This is a genomic window from Ensifer sp. R1-3, assembly GCF_056739175.1.
On record NZ_CP096517.1, the window covers coordinates 763,122 to 782,136 of the forward strand.

Consider the following 19,015-nt stretch of genomic DNA (forward strand, 5'->3'; position numbering starts at 1 on the left):
TCAGCCTGGATGTTTGTGGATTGGATCAACCCAATAGACTTCCTCCGGCTTTTCCACCGGATCGACATCGGTAATATTGACCACCACCGCCTCGTTGTCGGATCGCACCAGCACGCATTCGAGCACGTTCTCGGGATCGGCATTGATTTCTTGGTGTGGCACAAAGGGTGGTACGTAGATGAAGTCGCCCGGGCCGGCTTCCGCGACGTATTCGAGCCTGTCGCCCCAACGCATGCGCGCCTTGCCGCGAACGACAAAGATTACGCTCTCGAGCGGACCATGGTGATGCACGCCGGTCTTGGCATTGGGCTCGATTGACACCGTGCCGGCCCAGATCTTCTGGGCGCCGACACGCGCGTGATTGATGGCCGCCTGCCGATACATGCCGGGAGTCTGGGCCGTGTTGTCATCGAGTTTGTCCCCCTTGATGACGCGAACGCCGTTATGTTTCCACCGGTCCTCTGCCTGATGATGGCCATGACCGTAATGACGAGGGTGATCCGACATGCTGGCCTCCGTTCGCTAGAATTTAGCCGCCCACTGGTGCCGCGCAAAATCGCTTCCAGACGATACATTATGCGACCTGCGTAGCACAAAGCATCAGCGCCCCACACTGCGCACGTGGAGAATTCGGAGGCACGATTGGTTCGGCCCCACCCGGCGTTTGTTCTCGCCGCTGTCGAACGATCTTCCATTTTGTGCGCGCAACCGCCGTCGGTTGGTGCTTGAAGTTGACTGTCACGGCTCGCAACCGTTTTCGAAATGGGAGACTGATAGCTCAGATTTTTACATACTATCGAAGTGAAAACGGCTGCATTGTCACGCGAATAGGCGAGCGACAGCAATCACGCTACCCTTTGAAGGAGCTGGCGGAGTGTAGTCGAGGCTTCTTCACGAAACCTCTCCCGATGCACATGCACAGCAGCACCGGTCCATCCCATCTCCCTTGCTTCCTTCGGGGTCATTCCAAATTCGTGCCTAAAGGCCCGGCTAAATGCTGAAGGATCGTCGAAGCCCCATTCCTCCGCGATGCGAGATATCGGCCGGACGTCTTCAATACTGGAAATAACCGTGCGGGTCCGAACCAAGCGCTGGTGTCGGATGTAGGCCGCGACGCCACCAAGCGGCTCGAACAATCTGTACAACCGCGAGCGCGAGATGCCCATTTCGCGGCAAATCGCCTCGGGCGTGAGCGAGCGATCAACAAGTCTCGAGGTTATCATGCGTTTGGCCCGCTCCAGAACGACCGCCGCAATCGGTCTTTGAGCGCCTACAACACGATCAGGCGAAGGCGCCAAACATGCAACGACGAGATTCCGTGTTGCTTCGACGACGTATGGAACTTCTGCCACGGTCATGTGAGGCAGGGATCGAACCAAGAGCATGAGGTAGTCGGTGAGGAGATGCCCCAACGCCCCCTGGACATACTTATCGAGCAGGCAATCAAGGATCGATGTAGAAACGAAACCCTCCGACGGAAGATAGATGGCGCATGCCCCCTCGTCTTCGACCATGGCGTGAAATGGCTTCGCGAGGCAGTGCAGATGAGGCATCGTCCGCGCGCCAACGCTCTGATCGACGGACCGTCGTGGAAGCCACAGGTACCAGTTGTCTAAGGCCGGCTTCTTTAAATGCCGCCACTCGTGAGCGTGACCTGCTCCAGGCAGTATAGTGGAGACAATGACCATTGAGCCGAGGGTCCACACCATCAGCCGGGCTGGAAAGGACCCGTCCGCGCTCTTGCAGAAGGTTAGATCCGCGACGCCGGCATGTGCATTCTTGAATATCTCGAACTGATCTTCCCGAGGATAGGACCGGGTACTTACATCGATCGAGCACGCAAATTTAACGTCAATACCCCGCCCGACACTTGTCGTTGGCATTGTATTCATAGCAATACCTTCGAGGTTCTTCTGCAAACTCTATTGCATGCTCAATCATAAGTCGTACGCTTAATTGAACTAAAGTCAATAAATCACTGCCGCGGCTGCTCACGCGCACCGTGTACAGGCCGGGGTTCTTCGCCAGCAGAGCCGCCTGCAGGCACGCCTGCTTAAGTTTGCGAGGGCGGAAAAGCCCGTCGCCTGCGGCAGCGCACCCACGATATCCGCCACAATCGGCTCAGTTTTCGGGACAGACGGCTCAGGTTGTGGATTCTGTACTCATGACTCTGCGGTTGCGTCAACTAAGATGACGTCCACTTTCGCCTGCGGCGGCGATGTCGGCATCACGCCCCGGATGCGGGGGGTTGGAGCACAGGAGTGTATCCATGTCCACGGTGGGAGCGGTTTCGAAAACCGTGATGCAAAGGTTTCTAGACGGCGTCGAAAAGGTGGGCAACATGGTCCCCCACCCCGTCATAATCTTTCTCATTCTGATTACCGTAGTAATCGCACTGTCAGCGGTTCTGGGTATTTTTGGGACCTCCGTGACTTTCGAGCGGATCAATCCCGGAACCCATGAGCTCGAGTCCTCAACGACTTCGATAAGAAGCTTGCTCAATACCGACGGCATCCGCTTCATGTATGTGTCGCTCATCCCGAATTTCATGAGCTTCACTGCAGTCGGTCTCATGATAGCCGCGATGATCGGTGCTGGCGTAGCGGAGGAGTCCGGGCTCGTAACGGCGCTTATCCGGAAACTGGTTATCGTATCACCGCGCTGGGCCTTGACCTACATTCTCGCTTTCGTAGGGATCATCGCGAGTGTTGCCGCGGATGCGGGTTATCTCGTTCTCATTCCGCTTGCGGGTATCGCCTACCTGGCCGTGGGGCGTCATCCGCTTGCTGGTCTCGCATTGGGGTTTGCTGCGGTCGCGGGCGCTTTCACCGTCAACATGCTGATCAAGCCGCTTGATGCGGTCCTTGTGGAGTTCACCAATGACGCCGCACATCTTGTCGATGCGAACAGGTCGATCGGGCTGGCGTCGAACATCTGGTTCTCCATCGCATCGGTACTGTTCCTGACCGGCGTGATTGCCTTCGTCTCCGACCGCATGATCGAACCCAGACTTGGCACCTACGTCCCCGACGAACCCGCAACCGGTCAGCGCCCGAACGAAGGAGCCGCGCTCTCGGCGTCCGAATCGCGCGGGCTACGGTTCGCGTCCTTCGGTCTGATCGGCCTCGTGATCGTGTTCTGCCTTCTGACGCTGCCTGGCGGGGCACCGCTCCGGAACGCCGAAACCGGCGAGCTTATCGGCAACTCGCCCTTCATGAACGGCCTCATAGCATTGATCATGCTGGTCTTCCTCGTCTCCGGATGGTGCTACGGCATCGGGGCCGGGACCCTGCGGACGCTTACCGAGGTGATCACGGCGGTTGAGAAATCCATCAGGAATCTCGGCGGTACGATCTTCCTGTTCTTTGTGCTTAGCCAGTTCGTCGCCTACTTCACCTATACCAACATGGGCACCGTCATGGCTTTGAGCCTTTCCGGCGCGCTGCAGGCCGCCAACGTCGGGGCCCTGCCCCTGCTCCTCGGCTTCATCATCGTCGTTGCGATCATCGATCTCCTGTTGACCGGCGCAATCGCAAAATGGGCGATATTCGCGCCAGTCTTCGTGCCGCTCCTGATGAAGCTCGGTGTCGAGCCGGAGGCGGTCCTGGCTGCCTACCGTGTCGGGGACTCCCCGATGAACGCCATTACCCCGCTCAATGCGTACTTCGCGTTGGTCGTAGGCTTCGCCCAAAAATACGACAGGTCGGCTGGGGTCGGGACAATAGTGTCACTGATGCTGCCTTACGTGATTTGGATGTTCGTGTTGTGGACCTTGCTGTTCGCGGCCTGGAAAATGCTCGGACTTCCCTGGGGGGTGTAGAGCGGTCTTTGCTTCAAGAACCTAAGCGCATTAACGGATGGTCAAGATGAACAACTTCTCGATTCCCCTGGACAGGGCCGCTGCCGAAGATCACCTCATGAGGTTCCTCTCCGTCGAGGGCGTGACGGGACAGGAGGCGAACATCGCGTCGGCGGTCATCGAAGCTCTGAAGGCCGTTGGCGTTTCTGGAGCGAACATCCGCTTCGACGACGCCAACGAGAGAATCCCGTTACCGACCGAGACGGGAAACCTGATCGTTGATCTTCCGGGTACCCGGCTCGGCCCTCGGCTGCTGTTCTCCACTCATCTCGACACTGTACCCTTGTGTGCGGGAGCAAAACCCCTGCGTGACGGCGATCGCATAGTGTCGGACGGGACAACCGCCCTCGGCGGGGACGCGCGCACAGGGGTCGCTCTTCTGGTGGTCGTGGCAGAAACGCTGATCAAGCATAGCCTCCCGCACCCGCCGATCACCCTCCTGTTTACCGTTCGTGAGGAGAGCGGGCTCCACGGCGCTCGCGAACTCGACCCTGCCGTCCTTGGCGGACCGGTGATGTGCGTCAACGTCGACGGCCAGCTCGCATCGGACCTCATCATTGGAGCAGTGGGACAGGAGAACTGGGAGGCGGAAATCGTGGGACGGGCGTCCCACGCTGGAGTCGCGCCTGAAAAGGGGATATCCGCGACGCTCGTGGGGGGCCTCGCCCTGGCCGAGGCCCATGCGGCAGGCTGGTTCGGAAAGATCGAGAAATCCGCCGGTCGCGGCACAAGCAACATCGGAATATTCGGCGGCAAGGACGGCATGGCAGCCGGCGACGCGACTAACGTCGTCACCGACTACGCTTGCCTGAGAGGCGAGGCCCGCAGTCCGGAGCTGGCCTTCGCGAAGATGATCGCCGAAGGTTTCGAAGCTGCTTTCGAGAAGGCGAAGCAGGCGGTGAAGGATGGCAACGGCGAGACTGCCCGCGTAACCTTCCTTCACCACATCGCTTATCCGCCATTCAAGCTCGACGAGAAAGCGCCCGTCGTGGTTCGCGCAGCCAAGGCGATGAAGTTGCTCGGGTTCGAGCCGAACCATCTGTTCTCGAACGGAGGACTCGACGCCAATTGGCTGGACAAGCACGGCATTCCGACGGTCACAATCGGTGCAGGTCAGGCGGAAATCCATACCGTGAACGAGTATGTCGACCTTACGGAATACGAGAAAGGATGTCGGCTTGGCGTGCTGCTTGCAACGATGCCGGAATAGCGGGATCCAATCTGCGGCAAGGAAATTGCACAAGCGAAATTAGCAGCCGGATCCGTTCGCGGAGCGGTGTCAAGGAGCCCATCCATTGAGCCCGATCGGGTATATTGCCGCAATTGTCGCCCTGACCGTCGTTCTGTTCGTCTGGAACAAGCTGCCGGTCGTTCTGGTCGCAATGATGACTGCCCTGGCGCTCTGGGTGAGCGGCGTATTGACGATCGAGCAAGCGCTCGGAGGGTTTGGTGATCCCGCCGTCATCTTCATCGCTTCGCTTTTCGTGATCAGCGCAGGTCTCGAGATAACGGGGGTGACCGCCTGGGCGGGACAGCTCCTGATACGCGGAGCAGGCAACGAAAGCAGGACCCGTCTGCTGCTGCTGACGATGGGCCTGGTCGCGCTCCTCACCGCTCTCATCAGCGTCAACGGCGCTGTTGCAGCACTGCTGCCCGTGGTGGTGGTGATCGCCGTCAGGCTGAAGCGCTTTTCATCGCAGCTTCTCATGCCTCTGGTGTTCGCCGCACACGCTGGATCAAAGCTCGCTCTCACCGGTTCCCCCGTGAACGTACTGGTGTCGGACGCCGGCTACGAAGCGGGCGTGGGTGAGTTCGGCTTCTTCGAATTCGGCCTTGTCGGTCTTCCTCTGCTTGCCGGAACCGTAGCGATAATCATCCTGTTTGGCCGTCATCTGCTGCCGGAACGGAACGGCGCCGCAATGCCTGCCGACTTCAGCCGACACGCCAAGACGCTTGTCGAGCAATATGGACTCGAGAGCGGGATTCATCAGATGCGGGTGCGGGCGACCTCTCCCTTTGTTGGCGCGGCGGCTTCGTCTATCGATCTCTCCGGGGCCGCCAACCTTCAATTGGTTGCCGTGCAGGACGGTGAAACGGGCGGGCCGCTGCGCAGAGCTGCCATCGCCGAAGGCGACTTCGTCTTGGTGCGGGGCGACAACGATGCCGTGGCGCGTCTTGCCGCCGACATGCATCTCGCCTTCCGGGAGAAGACCGACTCCTCCAGCGGCGAGGATATGCTCTTCAATCGCAGATCGGGCCTTGCGGAGGTGGTCATTCCGCCCCGCTCGGGCCTTATCGGAAGAAAGGTCTTTCCCGGTATGGTTACAGAAAGCGGTGATCTCATCGTTCTCGCCGTCCAAAGAGGCGGAAACGGGATCGACGCCGAGGGTGGAGGCGGACGCTCGGGCGGAACGACTTTGCAGGCCGGAGACACGATGCTGCTGCAAGGAACCTGGAAAGCACTGGATGTTCACCTTGACGACCCGGATGTCCTGGTCGTGAGCTCCCCGGAGCTCGTTCGGCGTCAGGCGGTTCCCATGGGTCCGGGGGCATGGCAAGCCATCGTCGTCCTGATCGTAATGGTGCTCCTGCTCGCAACCGGAATAGTGCCTCCAGCTGTTGCCGGCCTTCTTGCTGCCGGCGCGATGATCCTCGCCGGAATCATGACAATCGAGCAGACGTATCGGGCGATCGGATGGACGACGGTGATCCTCGTCGGGGCCATGATGCCGCTCTCCACTGCGATGGTAGAGACGGGCGCGGCGAAGCTCATGGCCGAGCAGCTCGTCAATCTCGTCGGCGACGCGGGGCCTGTCGCTCTTCTGGCGGGCCTATTCGTCATGACCGCCGTTCTGGGGCAACTGATCAGCAATACGGCGACGGCCCTCATTATCATCCCTATCGGGGTCGCCGCAGCGACGACCATGGGGGTGTCCCCTCGCCCGGTTCTCATGAGCACGTCCGTTGCGGCGGCGGCAGCATTCCTGACGCCGATTGCGACACCGACAAACCTGATGGTCATGGGCCCGGGAGGCTATGCGTTCAGCGATTATTGGAAGCTCGGCCTGCCTCTGCTGATGTGGTTCTTCGTCGTCTCGGTATTCGTCGTTCCCCTGATATGGCGCTTCTAGAGCAATTCCCGCGAGCGTGTGTGGCGGCTTTGCGCCCGGAAACAGCATAAAGCGTCTCCGTGGGGAAAAACAGAAATGCACGCAATCCATTTCCAGAGCTGCCAAAATGCTGCCAACGTCCTTGAAGGTGCACGATAACCGAACGCGGTAGGGTGGCCGTGCCGGCATCCTGACTGTGGTCGCGTGGCTGGAGGGGCACGGAATAACTCTCGCCGGTTCTGGGCGGACAACCTCGCCTCCCGGCTCCTGCTACGCGTCCTGAAGGGGATCTCAGCTCGGCTGAACACGATGGTCTCTTTCTGGCTCGTGGTTCTCCTCTATGTCATTCTCGGGCTTCTGGAAGTGTCGGACCTGGGCGCCAGAATTTGCAGGCCCACGGACGGTAATGCGGCTCGCATCATCGGCGGCTTCGAATTCGCGGCCTCGCGTATCCGACGATATCTTCTCATCAGGACGTTGCCGTCTGGGCTTGCCACGGCTTTCGGACTGCGGTTCGCGGCTGAATGGGGAATTTTCGGGTTCACCTTGACTAGATCCCGTTCATCGGCCCGGGGTTCGCGACGCTCCTACCGACCTGCTATGCCCTGGCTCAATTCCAGTCGCCTCAGTCGGCCCTGGTCGTCTTCGCCTGCTTGACTACTGCCCAGTTCGTAATAGGGGAGCTACATCGAGGAGAGTGCCGGGAACACTCTCGGCATATCTCCGCCGCTTGTCCTTTTCTCTGTTTTCTCTGGACGTTCCTGTGCGGGATATTCGGCGCGTTCATCGGCGTTCCCATCACCATCGCCGTTCTTTCATTCTGCACCCAGTTCGCCTCTACGCGGTGGATAGCGGAACTGCTTGGAAAAGAGCTGCTGGTAGGCGGCGCATGAAGGCAGCAGAACTCGTTCTCCACGAGCAACTCCACCAAGTCCCGATGCGCCGGGATCAAGCGTTCCGATAAAGAACCCGCTTTCCTTTCCGATAGGCTGGCAAGTGGGGCAGCGCCATCCTGCGCCTCTGCTCTCACAGTACTCGCTCCTGGGCCAGAAGCGCGGCCGTGCGATTGATGAGAGTGTCAAACCCCGGCGATCCAGCCCGTCACCCCAGTTCGACATTGCACAAGCCCTCATTGTTCGGGCGGATCGGCGCATCTCATGGTGGTCCCGTCATCCGCACAGTCATGAGCCGGGAATCCACAACCTTGACGTTCCATCCCCAATTCAGGCAACAGGTCCTCCTCTTTCTTGACAAGTACAAGCCCCTGGGAATGATGCATCCGTCGGCAAAATTGGTAGAGGGTGCGATGCGCAGGTTTGCCGACGCTCCGTATCAGGGGATTTCGGGATATTAGGCGCGCCGATTGCCGCCAACGCTTCTATGTATACCGAGCCTCTGTTGGAATGCGGCGGTTCGAGGTCGCGCTGAGCAAAGCCGGGCGGACGGGTTATGAAGATACGACGGATCAGGAGATAGCACCGCAGGCGGCAGCCTCTGGAGGCGAACCCGCGGCCATAATTCACGATCCCCCGCAATCTCAGCATAGGAGTTGTTATGTCTCGGAAAATCCTTTTTGCCGCACTCACGATGACGCTACTTGCGGGCTGCGCCACCGCGCAGAATCAACGCGGATTAAGCGGTGCGTTGGTGGGTGCCGGAACAGGAGCCGTGGCAGGCCAATTGATCGGCCGAAACACTACGAGCACCGTCGCCGGGGCCGCAGGCGGAGCGCTTGTCGGTGCCGCTGTCGGAACCGCTACCACTTCGCCTCAAAACCGCGGAAACTGCAGATACAGGCAACCGGATGGCACGATCATCATTGCGCGATGCTAATGCAACGCGACAAAATTCTTCGATCCAAGCGGCGCGTAACGTTGCACCGGGTTCCGTCGCGGATCAGCCCTTCGAGGCGACCTTCACTGCGGAAGAACCGGTCTGGAATGCTTCTTGATGCCGGCGCCGTGTAGGCCATAACTTGCCCCTGCGCAGTGAACATCTCTCCTCCCGAAGCGAGATAATCGTCATGTGCCCAAAATTCTTTGGACCGCAGAAATTGTCGAAAAGCAAAGTTGTGGCGCACGCCGTGTCCTGCGCTGCAGCATTGTTCTTTCTTGCGCGTTCCGTTTTCACTTTGCTTCACCCTGGCAGAGAAATGCTTGCAGCGGCTCTCGTGCTCGGACTTTGCGCCACCGCCAGCGCCGATGACGTGCTTTTCGAGAACGTCCGCATCTTTGACGGAAAAGGTGCTGTTCTTTCGGCGCCGTCGAATGTTCTGGTCAAGGGCAATGTGATTGGGGCGATTTCGACAAGCCCCATCGAGGCCGAAGGCGCTGAGCGAATTGCCGGCGACGGGCGAACGCTGATGCCGGGCCTGATCGATGCGCACTGGCATGCCATGTTGGCTGCGTCCAGCCCGGCGGAAGCAATGGGCGACGTCAGCTTCGCAAGCATCCTGGCCGGCGAGGAGGCGACGGATACCCTGATGCGCGGGTTCACCACTGTCCGCGACGTGGGGGGACCGGCGTTCGGCCTCAAGCGTGCGATCGACCGGGGCATCATCCCCGGACCGCGCATCTATGCATCCGGTGCCATGATCACAGTCACCAGTGGGCATGGCGATTTCCGCCAGCTCACCGACCTGCCGCGGAGAACCGGCGGTCTGCTCACCCCCATGGAGACGGTCGGGGGTGCGATGGTCGTCGACAGCCCGGACGAGGTGCGATTGCGCGTCCGCGAACAGTTCATGCAGGGAGCCGTTCTGATCAAGCTAACGGCGGGCGGCGGGGTGTCTTCACCCTTTAGCCCGCTCGACGTCACCACCTTCACCGAGTCCGAATTGCGGGCCGCCGTCGAAATAGCCGAGAATTGGGGCACCTACGTTGCCGCGCATGCCTTCACCTCTGACGCGATACGGAAAGCCATCGCGGCTGGTGTGAAGTGCATCGAACACGGCTTCCTCATGGATGAGGCCACCGCCAGGCTGATCGCTGAAAAGGACATTTGGCTGAGCTTGCAGCCGCTTCCCGAATTGATGAGGACAGGCCTCCGCGAGGGTTCGGTCGAGCGCGCCAAGGCAGATGAGGTGTGGCCGGGCATCGGCAGAACATACGAACTAGCAAAGAAGTACAAGATCAAGACCGCGTGGGGCACGGACGTCCTGTTCTCCCGCGCGCTGGCGAAGCAGCAGGGAGCAATACTGGCTTCGCTCGTGCGTTGGTACACGCCTGCCGAAGCGCTCGTCATGGCGACAGGGACCAATGCCGAACTGCTGGCGCTGTCGGGCCAACGCAACCCCTACCCGGGAAAGCTGGGCGTTGTCGAGGAAGGCGCTCTCGCGGACCTCCTGCTCGTCGAAGGTAATCCGCTAGAGAACATCGACCTGGTGGCCGATCCTGCCAACAGCTTCAAAATCATCATGAAAAACGGCATCATCTACAAAAACGCGCTGACTCAATGAGGAATGACTGAGCCGCGGACGCCGCCGATGGTCTGCTGACCGCGAACGCCGGCGTCCACCGTGCGTCACCCAACTGAGACGCTCGCTGAAGGGCGGACACGATCGCCGCCTTCGCTAGTTTGACTGGTTGATCGTGCATCCCTCGCCTTGGGCCGATCTCTCTGCCGGGGCCGGCCCGAAAAATCAGGAGGGCCTCGTCGCGGTCCTCTGAGAGTGTTGTCGCCACCGGATAGCAACGCAACGGTTTTTGCATCACTCCCCAATTCTTCAGTCCTTCACACCTCCCGCCCCGCACCCTCGGATGGCCGCGCATCCCTGAGTCAGAACGAGCATCGCAAAGAGAAGGAGCCACCGCCCCCTTCTGGGGTAGCGAAGATCGAGGAGCGGAGGCGGCGATGTGCACGGTGCCTCCATTTCCAACAGGAGATGTCGCCGGATAATCAACACCGCCTTCACAGTCCTTGTCACTCTGTTCCCACAGCCACCGGTGCAAACCGAAGTATTTATCTGCCATGTTGAACAGCATCCCGTAATTGCCTGACAAGTTCTTCGAGCTGTGGATCGTTCGGCCGAAGACGAGCGAGCGCCTCCGCAAACTTAAGCGTCTCGGCATAGCGGCCAAGTTTAAGCCCGAGCTGAATGGCAGTGCCGAGCAGGTTGGCCTCAGTTGCACCCCCTGCGATGGTCGGGCCGAACAAAGCGAAGGCATCATCCGTTCGGCCCATGGAATCAAGCGCGATCGCTGCCGTCGTCCTGTACCGGGAGTTGGCAGGATCCAAGCGCATGGCCGCCGTGAGTTCCTCAATTGCGTCCGGCAAGGCCTTTAGGCGAACGAGCGACAAGCCGTGTCCGTAGCGAAGATCGGCCCGAGCCGGATTCGCGGCTACCGCCTCGGCGTAAGCCTGCTCGGATTTCTCATTGTCACCGGTAGCGCGATAGAACTCGGCAAGATTGATGTGCGCACCAGAAAGCGTGGGATCAAGAACGATCGCTTCGCGGAAAGCCTTTTCCGCCTCGTCCGTGCGCCCTTGGCCGAAGAGTATGGATCCGTAGGTGCTCTGCGTCTCGGCGACGTCCGCGTTAGCCTCTGCATAGGCACCCAAATCGTCGAGTGCGGCGTCGAAAGCGCCGCGTTGAGCGCCGAGAAGGTCCAGTGACGGCGTGGTGCCAAGAACCCTGGCGGCGGCCACTCGGACAGCTCGGGTCTCGTCCGCAAGCAGGAAGCCGATCGCGTCCAATCGCCGGTCAGCTGACAAATTGGCAGCCGCCTCCGCCGCGCCCAACCTGACGATCGGATCGGGGTCGCCCGCTGCCACTTTGACGTCCGCGGCGGTGGCTGCTCCATCGAGCCTTGTCATTTCACCGATCGCGCTCCCCCTGACGATGCCCGGCTGTTCCCGATCGGTCACAAATCTGCGCAGATTCTCAATTGCGGCAACATCGTTCTGCGCCGCTCGCGCGAATGCATGCGCAATCGTCGGGCGTTCACGCCAGGCCTTGCCATACCACCTGTCCAGGTGCTCGGACGCCCAGGCATTCGTTTGGCCCGTATGGCACGAGATGCAGGCATTCGGCGTTCCGTAGAGTGCGGAAAGGTCAGGGCGAGGAGTGACGAAGGAATGATCGCGTCGGGGATCGACCTTCATGTAGGTCCGTTCCGGCATGTGACAATTGGCGCAAAGAGCGCCAGGTGAGCCTTGGGGATGATGCGTGTGTGCCGGGGTGTCGAACGCGCCGCTCGGGTCGTTGCCTGCAAAACGTTCCGGGCCAGTCTCGGCGTGGCACTGCGTGCATAATCCATTGCCCTTGGCCTTGACGGTACCCTCGTGCGGCCGGTGGCAGTCGAAACAGGTGACGCCTGCCATCGCCATCTTGCTTTGCTGGAAGGAACCGTATTCGAAAACCTCGTCCAGGATCTGCCCGTCCGGAAAATAGAGGTCGCTGCGAAGCAATGCAGGGGAAAACTGATCGAGAAAGTGTCCCCCCGGCTGATACCGATCGACCAGCCTAGTGCGGCGGGCATGACAGGCGAAGCAGGTGTTCGAGTCGACCTTTGCGAGGCCGGGATCTGCCGCCGCCGTTGACGCATTTGCCGCTTTGGCTCTCGCCCATTCGACATGCTTCGCACCGCCCCCATGACAGGACTGGCAGCCAATGCTGGTGGCCACATAAGACGAATTATATTCGTTCGACTGCGGCTCGAAATTGGTCCGCGGATCGGTGGAATGACAGTCGATGCAGGTGCGGTTCCAACGATAGAATGGACCCGTCCAGTGAAAGGTTGAGCCAGGTTTTGCCGCACTGCCTTCACCAAGCCAGAACCATTCCCGCTTTTGTGTGTCCCAGGCAATGTCTAGAGCCTGCAACCTGCCGCCGCCGAGATCGACTAGATACTGCTGGAGAGGCTCATAGGCGAACGTATATTTGACTTGGTAGTCCGCCTGCTTGCCGTCTGGCCCCTCGGTGCGGACAAAGAAGCGATCGTCCCGGCGGAAAAACGATGCGGCAACGCCATCGCGATCGAACTGGATATTGTTGAAGTCGCCCAGCACCGACTTGTCGTCGGCGACAGTCATCGCCTTGGCGTGATGCGACTTGGCGAAGGCGGCAGCCTGATCGGCGTGACACGATGAGCAGGTTTTCTCGTCCACGAAACCGTCATGAACTGCGATCAGCGGGTCGGCCATGGAGGTTTTGGAGTTTTCGGAAGCAGCCACACTTCCTGTCAGCGCAGCGAGGGAACAGAATACCACTGTCCAAAGAACTGCCGCTCGGCTGTTGCACACGCACGATCGAACGGCTCGCATCCACCATCCTGGCAGATCGCGCGCGCTGAGCCAGAACGCACGACCCAAGATTTGGGCCAGAGACCTGCCCGAAATCCGCGGCGGCTTCATCCAAACTACTTTCACCAGAGCTCCTCTCGTGGAAGGGGCGGAACCGGCGGATGCGCAGTCTTATTTCTCCAGAAAGATCTCTTTCCAGTCCGCCTTCATGTCGACCACTGTCCAATTGTTTATCGCCGCCGCATCAAGAGCCTTGTCGAGGCGGCCGAATTCGCTTTTGCGGTCGTACGCGTATTCGCGGTCTGCATCGGTGTGATGAATTATCATCCCGAAACGGACGCTCCCACCGGTCATGGTCGTCCATTGCAGCATTTCCAGATCGCCGTCGGAATTGCCGAAAGCGGCGATCGGTCGGCGGCCAATATGCGCGTTGATCCCGACAGGTTTGCCTGCCTTGTCGTCGATGAAGTTGACCTGTGGCAGGCGGAACAGGGTGGGCGTCCCGTCACGCATCTCGAACTGCGTCTTGATTGAGGAGCCTACGACCTGTTCGGGCGGAACGCCGTAGACCTGTTCGGCCCAGGGCCGCACAAACTCGATGCCGCCACCCGATACGATGAAGGTCTTGAAGCCATTGGCGCGCAGATAGGCAAGCAATTCAAGCATCGGCTGGTAGACGAGCTCGGTATAGAGTTTGTTGAATTTCGGATCACGCGCGGTGGCGATCCATTCGGAGACGACCTTCTGGAACTCATCGTGGGTCATATCCGCATGGGTCTCCATGATGAGTTCTACGAGACCCTTTTCGCCCGCTGCCGCGAGCGCCTTCATGTCGCCCTCGAGTACCGCCTTGAACGGCTGTTTGTCCTTCCATTCCGGATGGGCCGCAGCCTCAGCCTTCACGCGGTCGAGCGCGAAGGCGAGCTGGGTGTACATCGGATGCTCGACCCACAACGTGCCGTCATTGTCGAAGACGGCTATGCGCTCCGGCTCCGGAACGAAGTCGGGCGAGTTCTCGGTGGTCACCTTCTCGACGAAGGCCACGATGGCCGCTTTCGGGGCGGTGTCATTCCACGAAGGCAACGGATCGCTCTGCGCCTTTGCTGAAGTGACAAGGAGAAGTGCAGCGGCAACCGCCACCGCGCCACGTTGGGCGGATTTCAGGAAATCATGAACTGCGAACATTGGGCGTCCTCCAAAGATCTGTGCGAAGGTCAGGTCCGTCCCGGAACACGGCGGCCCGGGCCTGATCCGGGCCGCCGCGGCACGCTTAGTTGCCGGTCGGCATTGCGATGCGGACACCCTCCTTCTCGAATTGCTCCCGAACCGACTGCAACATCTGATATTTGGACAGTTCGATCGGACCGTCGTACCCCATGCTCTGCAGCTTGCGCGGCGGGTACTCGACGTATGTTTTCATTAGGTCTTTGATCGCCGCGGAGATGGAGACCAGAGACCAGGTGTGCTCGGTATAATTGTTCATGAAGACGTCGTAGCGCTCCTGCGGATCCTGCCACAGATCAAACACCTGCGGCACAATTGCCACGTAGGATTGAGCACCCTTCCAGCCCAGGTTCGTGTCGACGGCAAGGCCACCGGTGGCCTGTCCATTGTCACCACGCAGGTTGAAAACCGCCTTATAATGACCGACGCGCGCAGCTCCGGGTGTCAGCTCGTTCTCTGTGAAGTAGAACCAGTTCTTCCGGGCCGACTCGCCTGTTCCGAGCAGAACCGGCGTCATGTCGTAGCTGTCGAAAATGATGGGCTTGTCCTCGCGATCCCTGTCAGGTAGAGGCACGCCGGCGGCCGAAGCGAATGTCGCCATCAGGTCGAGACCGCCGACGACATCATGACTCCTCGAGCCCGGCTGGATTTTGCCAGGCCAGAACGCAATCGCAGGGACCCGGTTGCCGCCTTCGCGAACGGTGCCCTTGGTGCCACGGAATGGCGTGTATCCGGCGTCCGGGTAGACGTCCTGCCAGGCGCCGTTGTCGGTCGTGTAGAAAACCAGGGTGTTCTTGTCCATGCCGGTTTCACGCAGCTTGTCCAGGATCCTGCCGATGCGTGTGTCGAGCTCCACGACGGAGTCGGCATATTTGGACTTAGACAGGGACTTGTGCTGGAATTCGGGGGCCGGAAGATTGGGCTGATGCACCTTCATGAAGTTGACGTTGATGAAGAATGGTTGATCCGGCTTCTTGGCGGCGGCATCCAGGAATTCTATCGCCGCTTTCTCGACATACCCGTCGAAGAACGGGATGCCGACAACGCCCGGCTTCCCGTCGATTACAGGTGTATCGACGTATTGCCCGTTGATTTTGAAGTCTTCCGTCACCTCGCCGCCAGCCTTGCCGGAAAGTGAGCCTTTCGTCACTTTCTGGAACAGGGCCCGTGTTTCCGCGTCCATATCGGGAAACCAGGTAGGATCGGCATAGGTGTAGGCATTGAGATGATAGAGGCCGACGTATTTCATTTCGTCATAGCCCTGGGCATTCGGCAACGCGTAATCTGCTTCGCCGAGGTGCCACTTGCCGGTGAAATAAGTCTGGTATCCACCGCGCTTCAAGACGGAAGCGAGCGTCCATTCGGCGGCCGGCAACCCACCGCCTTGGCCCTGGAAGGCGACCGTCGTCATGCCGCTGCGGTTCGGAATGCGCCCGGTCTGCATCGCGGCGCGGCCCGGCGTGCAGCTCGGCTGGGCGTAGAAGGAAAAGAAGGTCATGCCTTCGTCCGCTAACCTGTCGATGTTCGGGGTCGGCATCCCACGACCTTCGCCGCCGCCGTAAGGCCCGAGATCTCCATAACCGGTGTCGTCGGATACAATAAAGAGAATGTTGGGCTTTGGTCGCGCTTCCTGAGCCTGAGGGCTGGATGCGGTACACCATAGAACGGTTGAAGCAACGAATGCTCCAACGCTGCGCATGAGCCTGCGATTCATTACGAGTCCTCCGTTGAGATCTCCGGCCGAACGGTGATTCACCCAAGCGCACGGCGGAATTTAAACGAGCGTCGCCGGTCGCGTATTCAAATTGGAATCAATCGAAACAACTGGAGTAACTTGAAATCCGGACGCCTTCGATCGGGAGCGGCATCCGACCAGAGTGTCCGCCGCGGGTTGCGGACGACACTCATGGAAAGCACTCTACCGCACGGCGAGCTGCTGCGATATTGTACCTTGGGGCAACTATTTCAGATTGTGATCGACGCCGCAGTGGCGGTTGTAAGGACGCTGCGGCTTTGCTATTTGTCGATGACCTTCTCGGGGGCAAGGCAATGAGCTTGGAGCGCCATTGGACGACGCGATCGCGCCAGCTCGGGCGATACGTGGTTCCTTGCTGTGTTATTCTCGGAACCTTTGCTGCCGCGCCAGTTGCAGCCGTGAAGACCGTGGACCATGTCCCCCGGGTTTTAATCCTTTACCCGTATGACGAACGATTAGCCGCGACAACTGCCGCCGGCGAGGCCGTTAGGAAACGACTGCTCCACGCGACCAAAGCTAGAATTGATCTCTTCTCCGAGTTTCTCGACCTTTCAAGGTTTCCCGAAGCCGAGCACATCGGTCGCATGGCCAGATATCTTTCGGCCAAATATGCGGATCGCCGCCCCGACGTCGTGATTGCACTTGGCGAAGTATCAGCGCGGTTCATCTCGGCCAATCGCCAAGAGCTCGCCGCGAGTGCAAAGATAATTGTCGCCGGCTTCAGCAGCTCCACCGCCGAAGAAATGGACCTTCCCAACGATGTGGTCGGAGCCTTCAGCGAGTTTGACATAGTCAAGACTGCGGAAATGGCCCGCGGACTCCAGCCGGAGGCGCGCCATCTTTTCATAATCGGAGGATCATCCGAATTCGATCGTTCTTGGCTCGCTAGAGCGCGGGCCGATCTTGCGGATTTTTCCAAGGATTACGAAACGACCTACCTGGAGGACCTGACGATCGAAGAGTTCACCAAGGTGGCCGCCGAGGTTCCCCGTGACAGCATCATCCTGGCACTGACGATCTTAAAGGATCGCGACGGCCGCAATTTCATGCCTCGTGAAGCGGTCAAACAAATTGCGGAGACTGCCGGCGCGCCGATCTACGGTCCGTACCTCACTTACATCGATTACGGTGTTGTCGGGGGCAGCGTGGTCACGTTCGAGTCGCTGGGCAAGACCGTTGCTGACCTCGCGCTCGAAGCCGTTGCTGGTAAACCGATTTCCAATCTCGAGTCTCCGCAAACCTATGTGGCCGATGCGAGACAGCTCGAACGTTGGGGGCTGTCGGAGAAAAATCTTCCTGCAGGCGCAATCCAGATGTTCAAAGAACCGACTTTCTGGGAACAATACTGGCTCGCCGCAGTTTTCGCCCTTGCCGTCATCACGTTCCAGGGCACCGTTATTGCCGGACTGCTCATCGAACGCCGCCGCCGTCAGGCGGCGGAGACCGAATCCCGCCATCGTCTCCTCGAAGTCGTTCATCTCAACCAGTCCGCGACCGCGGGCGCGCTCTCGGCATCCATCGCGCATGAACTCAACCAGCCCCTTGGTGCAATTCGCAGCAATGCCGAGGCGGCAGCGGTCATTCTTCGGTCGGAGAGGCCTGACCTCGAACTGATCGGACAGATCCTGGTGGATATTCAAGACGACGATCAGCGCGCCCACGACGTCATCTCCCGCATCAGGGGTCTGCTCAAGAAACGAAGCGAGATCGACTGGCAGGAGTTCGATCTCAATGACGTGACGACGAGCGCGATCAGGATTCTGCGTGGCGAGGCAGAGCGGAGGAGCGTAGTTGTCAGTTCCAGCCAGGCATCACGCGAGCTGCCGGTCCGGGCCGACAAGGTCCATGTTCAACAGGTCATTCTCAATCTCGCGACAAATGCCATGGACGCAATGCTCGAGGTGATAACGACCGAAAAGAGACTCCTGCTCGAGACGAGGTTGACGACAGAATCCAAGGTGGAGCTGTCGATTTCCGATACGGGCCGCGGCATCCCCGACGAGCGACTCGCCAGTGTTTTCGAGCCGTTCTATACCACCAAGCCAAACGGGACGGGACTCGGCCTTTCCATCGCGCGTGCGATCGTCGAAACCTACGGCGGCAAGATCTCGGCCGCCAACCGTCCTGGAGGCGGAGCGGTTTTTCGTGTTGTGCTGCCTCTCGCACGAAACGGGTGAATGATTTGGAGCCGATCGTTCATATCGTAGATGATGACCAATCGTTCCGCACCGCGGTCGGGCGGTTGCTTGCGGCCTCCGGTTTTCGCGTGGCCCTCTATGAATCAGGCGATCAGTTTCTCGCACAATTCGCTGACGGCGAGCCTGGCTGCGTTCTGCTGGATCTTGGTCTACCCGGTCTCAGCGGACTGGAACTGCAGGACCGGCTCGCCGAGAAAGCGCCGCTGCTGCCGATCGTCTTTCTGACGGGACGTGGCGACATCAGGGCAACCGTCCAAGCGATGAAGGCTGGTGCCGAAGATTTTTTGGAAAAGCCAACCCCCAAGGAGGTGCTGTTGGAAACCATCGGGCGTGCGTTGCGCCGCTACGCACTACGGCGCTTAGAGCAGGATCGTAAACATGCACTCCGGCGGCGCCTGGCGAACCTGACGCCCCGTGAGTTCGAAGTATTTGGCCTGATTGTCCGCGGTAAACTCAATAAGCAGATCGCCCAAGCGCTCGGCACATCCGAACGAACGGTCAAGGCACACCGTCACAACCTCATGGAGAAGCTTGGTACGCGGTCGCTGGCGGAGACTGTGTCGATCGCCGAGAGACTTGGTCTGGTCGATTCAGCGGCGGATCAACTGCAACGGTAGCTACATGG

The 19,015-nt window shown here is 59.6% G+C and carries 12 protein-coding genes; 7 read left to right on the plus strand and 5 right to left on the minus strand.

Annotated elements, in window-relative coordinates:
* Together M1D43_RS28635 and M1D43_RS28640 are read right to left on the minus strand one after the other, a co-directional pair.
* Nucleotides 1-507, minus strand: coding sequence for a cupin domain-containing protein (locus tag M1D43_RS28635; RefSeq protein ID WP_015242136.1), 507 nt, complete (start codon nt 505-507; stop codon nt 1-3).
* A 338-nt stretch (nt 508-845) separates the two neighbouring features.
* Complete coding sequence (locus M1D43_RS28640) at nt 846-1,919, minus strand: helix-turn-helix domain-containing protein (RefSeq protein WP_234841904.1); 1,074 nt, start codon at nt 1,917-1,919, stop codon at nt 846-848.
* A 350-nt stretch (nt 1,920-2,269) separates the two neighbouring features.
* Here M1D43_RS28640 and M1D43_RS28645 point away from each other — a divergent pair, with 350 nt between their 5' ends.
* The 5 genes from M1D43_RS28645 to M1D43_RS28665 all read left to right on the plus strand — a co-directional run bounded on the left by M1D43_RS28645 (nt 2,270) and on the right by M1D43_RS28665 (nt 10,426).
* Complete coding sequence (locus M1D43_RS28645; RefSeq protein WP_015242134.1) at nt 2,270-3,820, plus strand: AbgT family transporter; 1,551 nt, start codon at nt 2,270-2,272, stop codon at nt 3,818-3,820.
* A 37-nt stretch (nt 3,821-3,857) separates the two neighbouring features.
* Complete coding sequence (locus M1D43_RS28650) at nt 3,858-5,069, plus strand: M20/M25/M40 family metallo-hydrolase (protein WP_041169770.1); 1,212 nt, start codon at nt 3,858-3,860, stop codon at nt 5,067-5,069.
* Nucleotides 5,070-5,154: 85 nt separating this feature from the next.
* Nucleotides 5,155-6,990 carry an SLC13 family permease gene (locus M1D43_RS28655; RefSeq protein ID WP_015242132.1) on the plus strand — a complete coding sequence of 612 codons (1,836 nt, stop codon included), beginning with the start codon at nt 5,155-5,157 and terminating at the stop codon, nt 6,988-6,990.
* Nucleotides 6,991-8,523: 1,533 nt separating this feature from the next.
* Nucleotides 8,524-8,802: a YMGG-like glycine zipper-containing protein gene (locus tag M1D43_RS28660; RefSeq protein WP_015242130.1), complete on the plus strand. Its 279-nt coding sequence runs from the start codon at nt 8,524-8,526 to the stop codon at nt 8,800-8,802.
* A gap of 319 nt (nt 8,803-9,121) precedes the next feature.
* A complete protein-coding gene (locus M1D43_RS28665; protein WP_041169768.1) occupies nt 9,122-10,426 on the plus strand; it encodes a metal-dependent hydrolase family protein in 1,305 nt (434 codons plus the stop codon).
* 503 nt (nt 10,427-10,929) lie between these two features.
* Here M1D43_RS28665 and M1D43_RS28670 read toward each other — a convergent pair.
* From M1D43_RS28670 to M1D43_RS28680, 3 genes are all read right to left on the minus strand, one after another.
* Nucleotides 10,930-13,323 carry a tetratricopeptide repeat protein gene (locus M1D43_RS28670; protein WP_318853511.1) on the minus strand — a complete coding sequence of 798 codons (2,394 nt, stop codon included), beginning with the start codon at nt 13,321-13,323 and terminating at the stop codon, nt 10,930-10,932.
* A gap of 60 nt (nt 13,324-13,383) precedes the next feature.
* Nucleotides 13,384-14,397: an HAD family hydrolase gene (locus M1D43_RS28675; RefSeq protein WP_027990341.1), complete on the minus strand. Its 1,014-nt coding sequence runs from the start codon at nt 14,395-14,397 to the stop codon at nt 13,384-13,386.
* A gap of 85 nt (nt 14,398-14,482) precedes the next feature.
* Nucleotides 14,483-16,150, minus strand: coding sequence for an arylsulfatase (locus M1D43_RS28680; RefSeq protein ID WP_015242126.1), 1,668 nt, complete (start codon nt 16,148-16,150; stop codon nt 14,483-14,485).
* Between the two features lie 440 nt (nt 16,151-16,590).
* On the opposite strand from M1D43_RS28680, the gene M1D43_RS28685 reads away from it, so the two are divergent.
* On the plus strand, nt 16,591-18,369 hold the full coding sequence (locus M1D43_RS28685) for a sensor histidine kinase (protein ID WP_318853510.1): 1,779 nt from the start codon (nt 16,591-16,593) through the stop codon (nt 18,367-18,369).
* The gene (locus tag M1D43_RS28690; protein ID WP_010967892.1) at nt 18,366-19,007 is read left to right on the plus strand and encodes a response regulator transcription factor; all 642 of its coding nucleotides are present in this window, start codon (nt 18,366-18,368) and stop codon (nt 19,005-19,007) included. The genes M1D43_RS28685 and M1D43_RS28690 overlap by 4 nt, the downstream gene beginning before the upstream one ends.
* Nucleotides 19,008-19,015 lie beyond the last annotated feature (8 nt).

Coding starts and splice junctions, on each gene's coding strand:
- M1D43_RS28680 (WP_015242126.1), bottom strand. CDS start 16,150: ATGAATCGCAGGCTCATGCGCAGCGTTGGAGCATTCGTTGCTTCAACC.
- M1D43_RS28675 (WP_027990341.1), bottom strand. CDS start 14,397: ATGTTCGCAGTTCATGATTTCCTGAAATCCGCCCAACGTGGCGCGGTG.
- M1D43_RS28670 (WP_318853511.1), bottom strand. CDS start 13,323: ATGAAGCCGCCGCGGATTTCGGGCAGGTCTCTGGCCCAAATCTTGGGT.
- M1D43_RS28635 (WP_015242136.1), bottom strand. CDS start 507: ATGTCGGATCACCCTCGTCATTACGGTCATGGCCATCATCAGGCAGAG.
- M1D43_RS28660 (WP_015242130.1), top strand. CDS start 8,524: ATGTCTCGGAAAATCCTTTTTGCCGCACTCACGATGACGCTACTTGCG.
- M1D43_RS28665 (WP_041169768.1), top strand. CDS start 9,122: ATGCTTGCAGCGGCTCTCGTGCTCGGACTTTGCGCCACCGCCAGCGCC.
- M1D43_RS28645 (WP_015242134.1), top strand. CDS start 2,270: ATGTCCACGGTGGGAGCGGTTTCGAAAACCGTGATGCAAAGGTTTCTA.
- M1D43_RS28650 (WP_041169770.1), top strand. CDS start 3,858: ATGGTCAAGATGAACAACTTCTCGATTCCCCTGGACAGGGCCGCTGCC.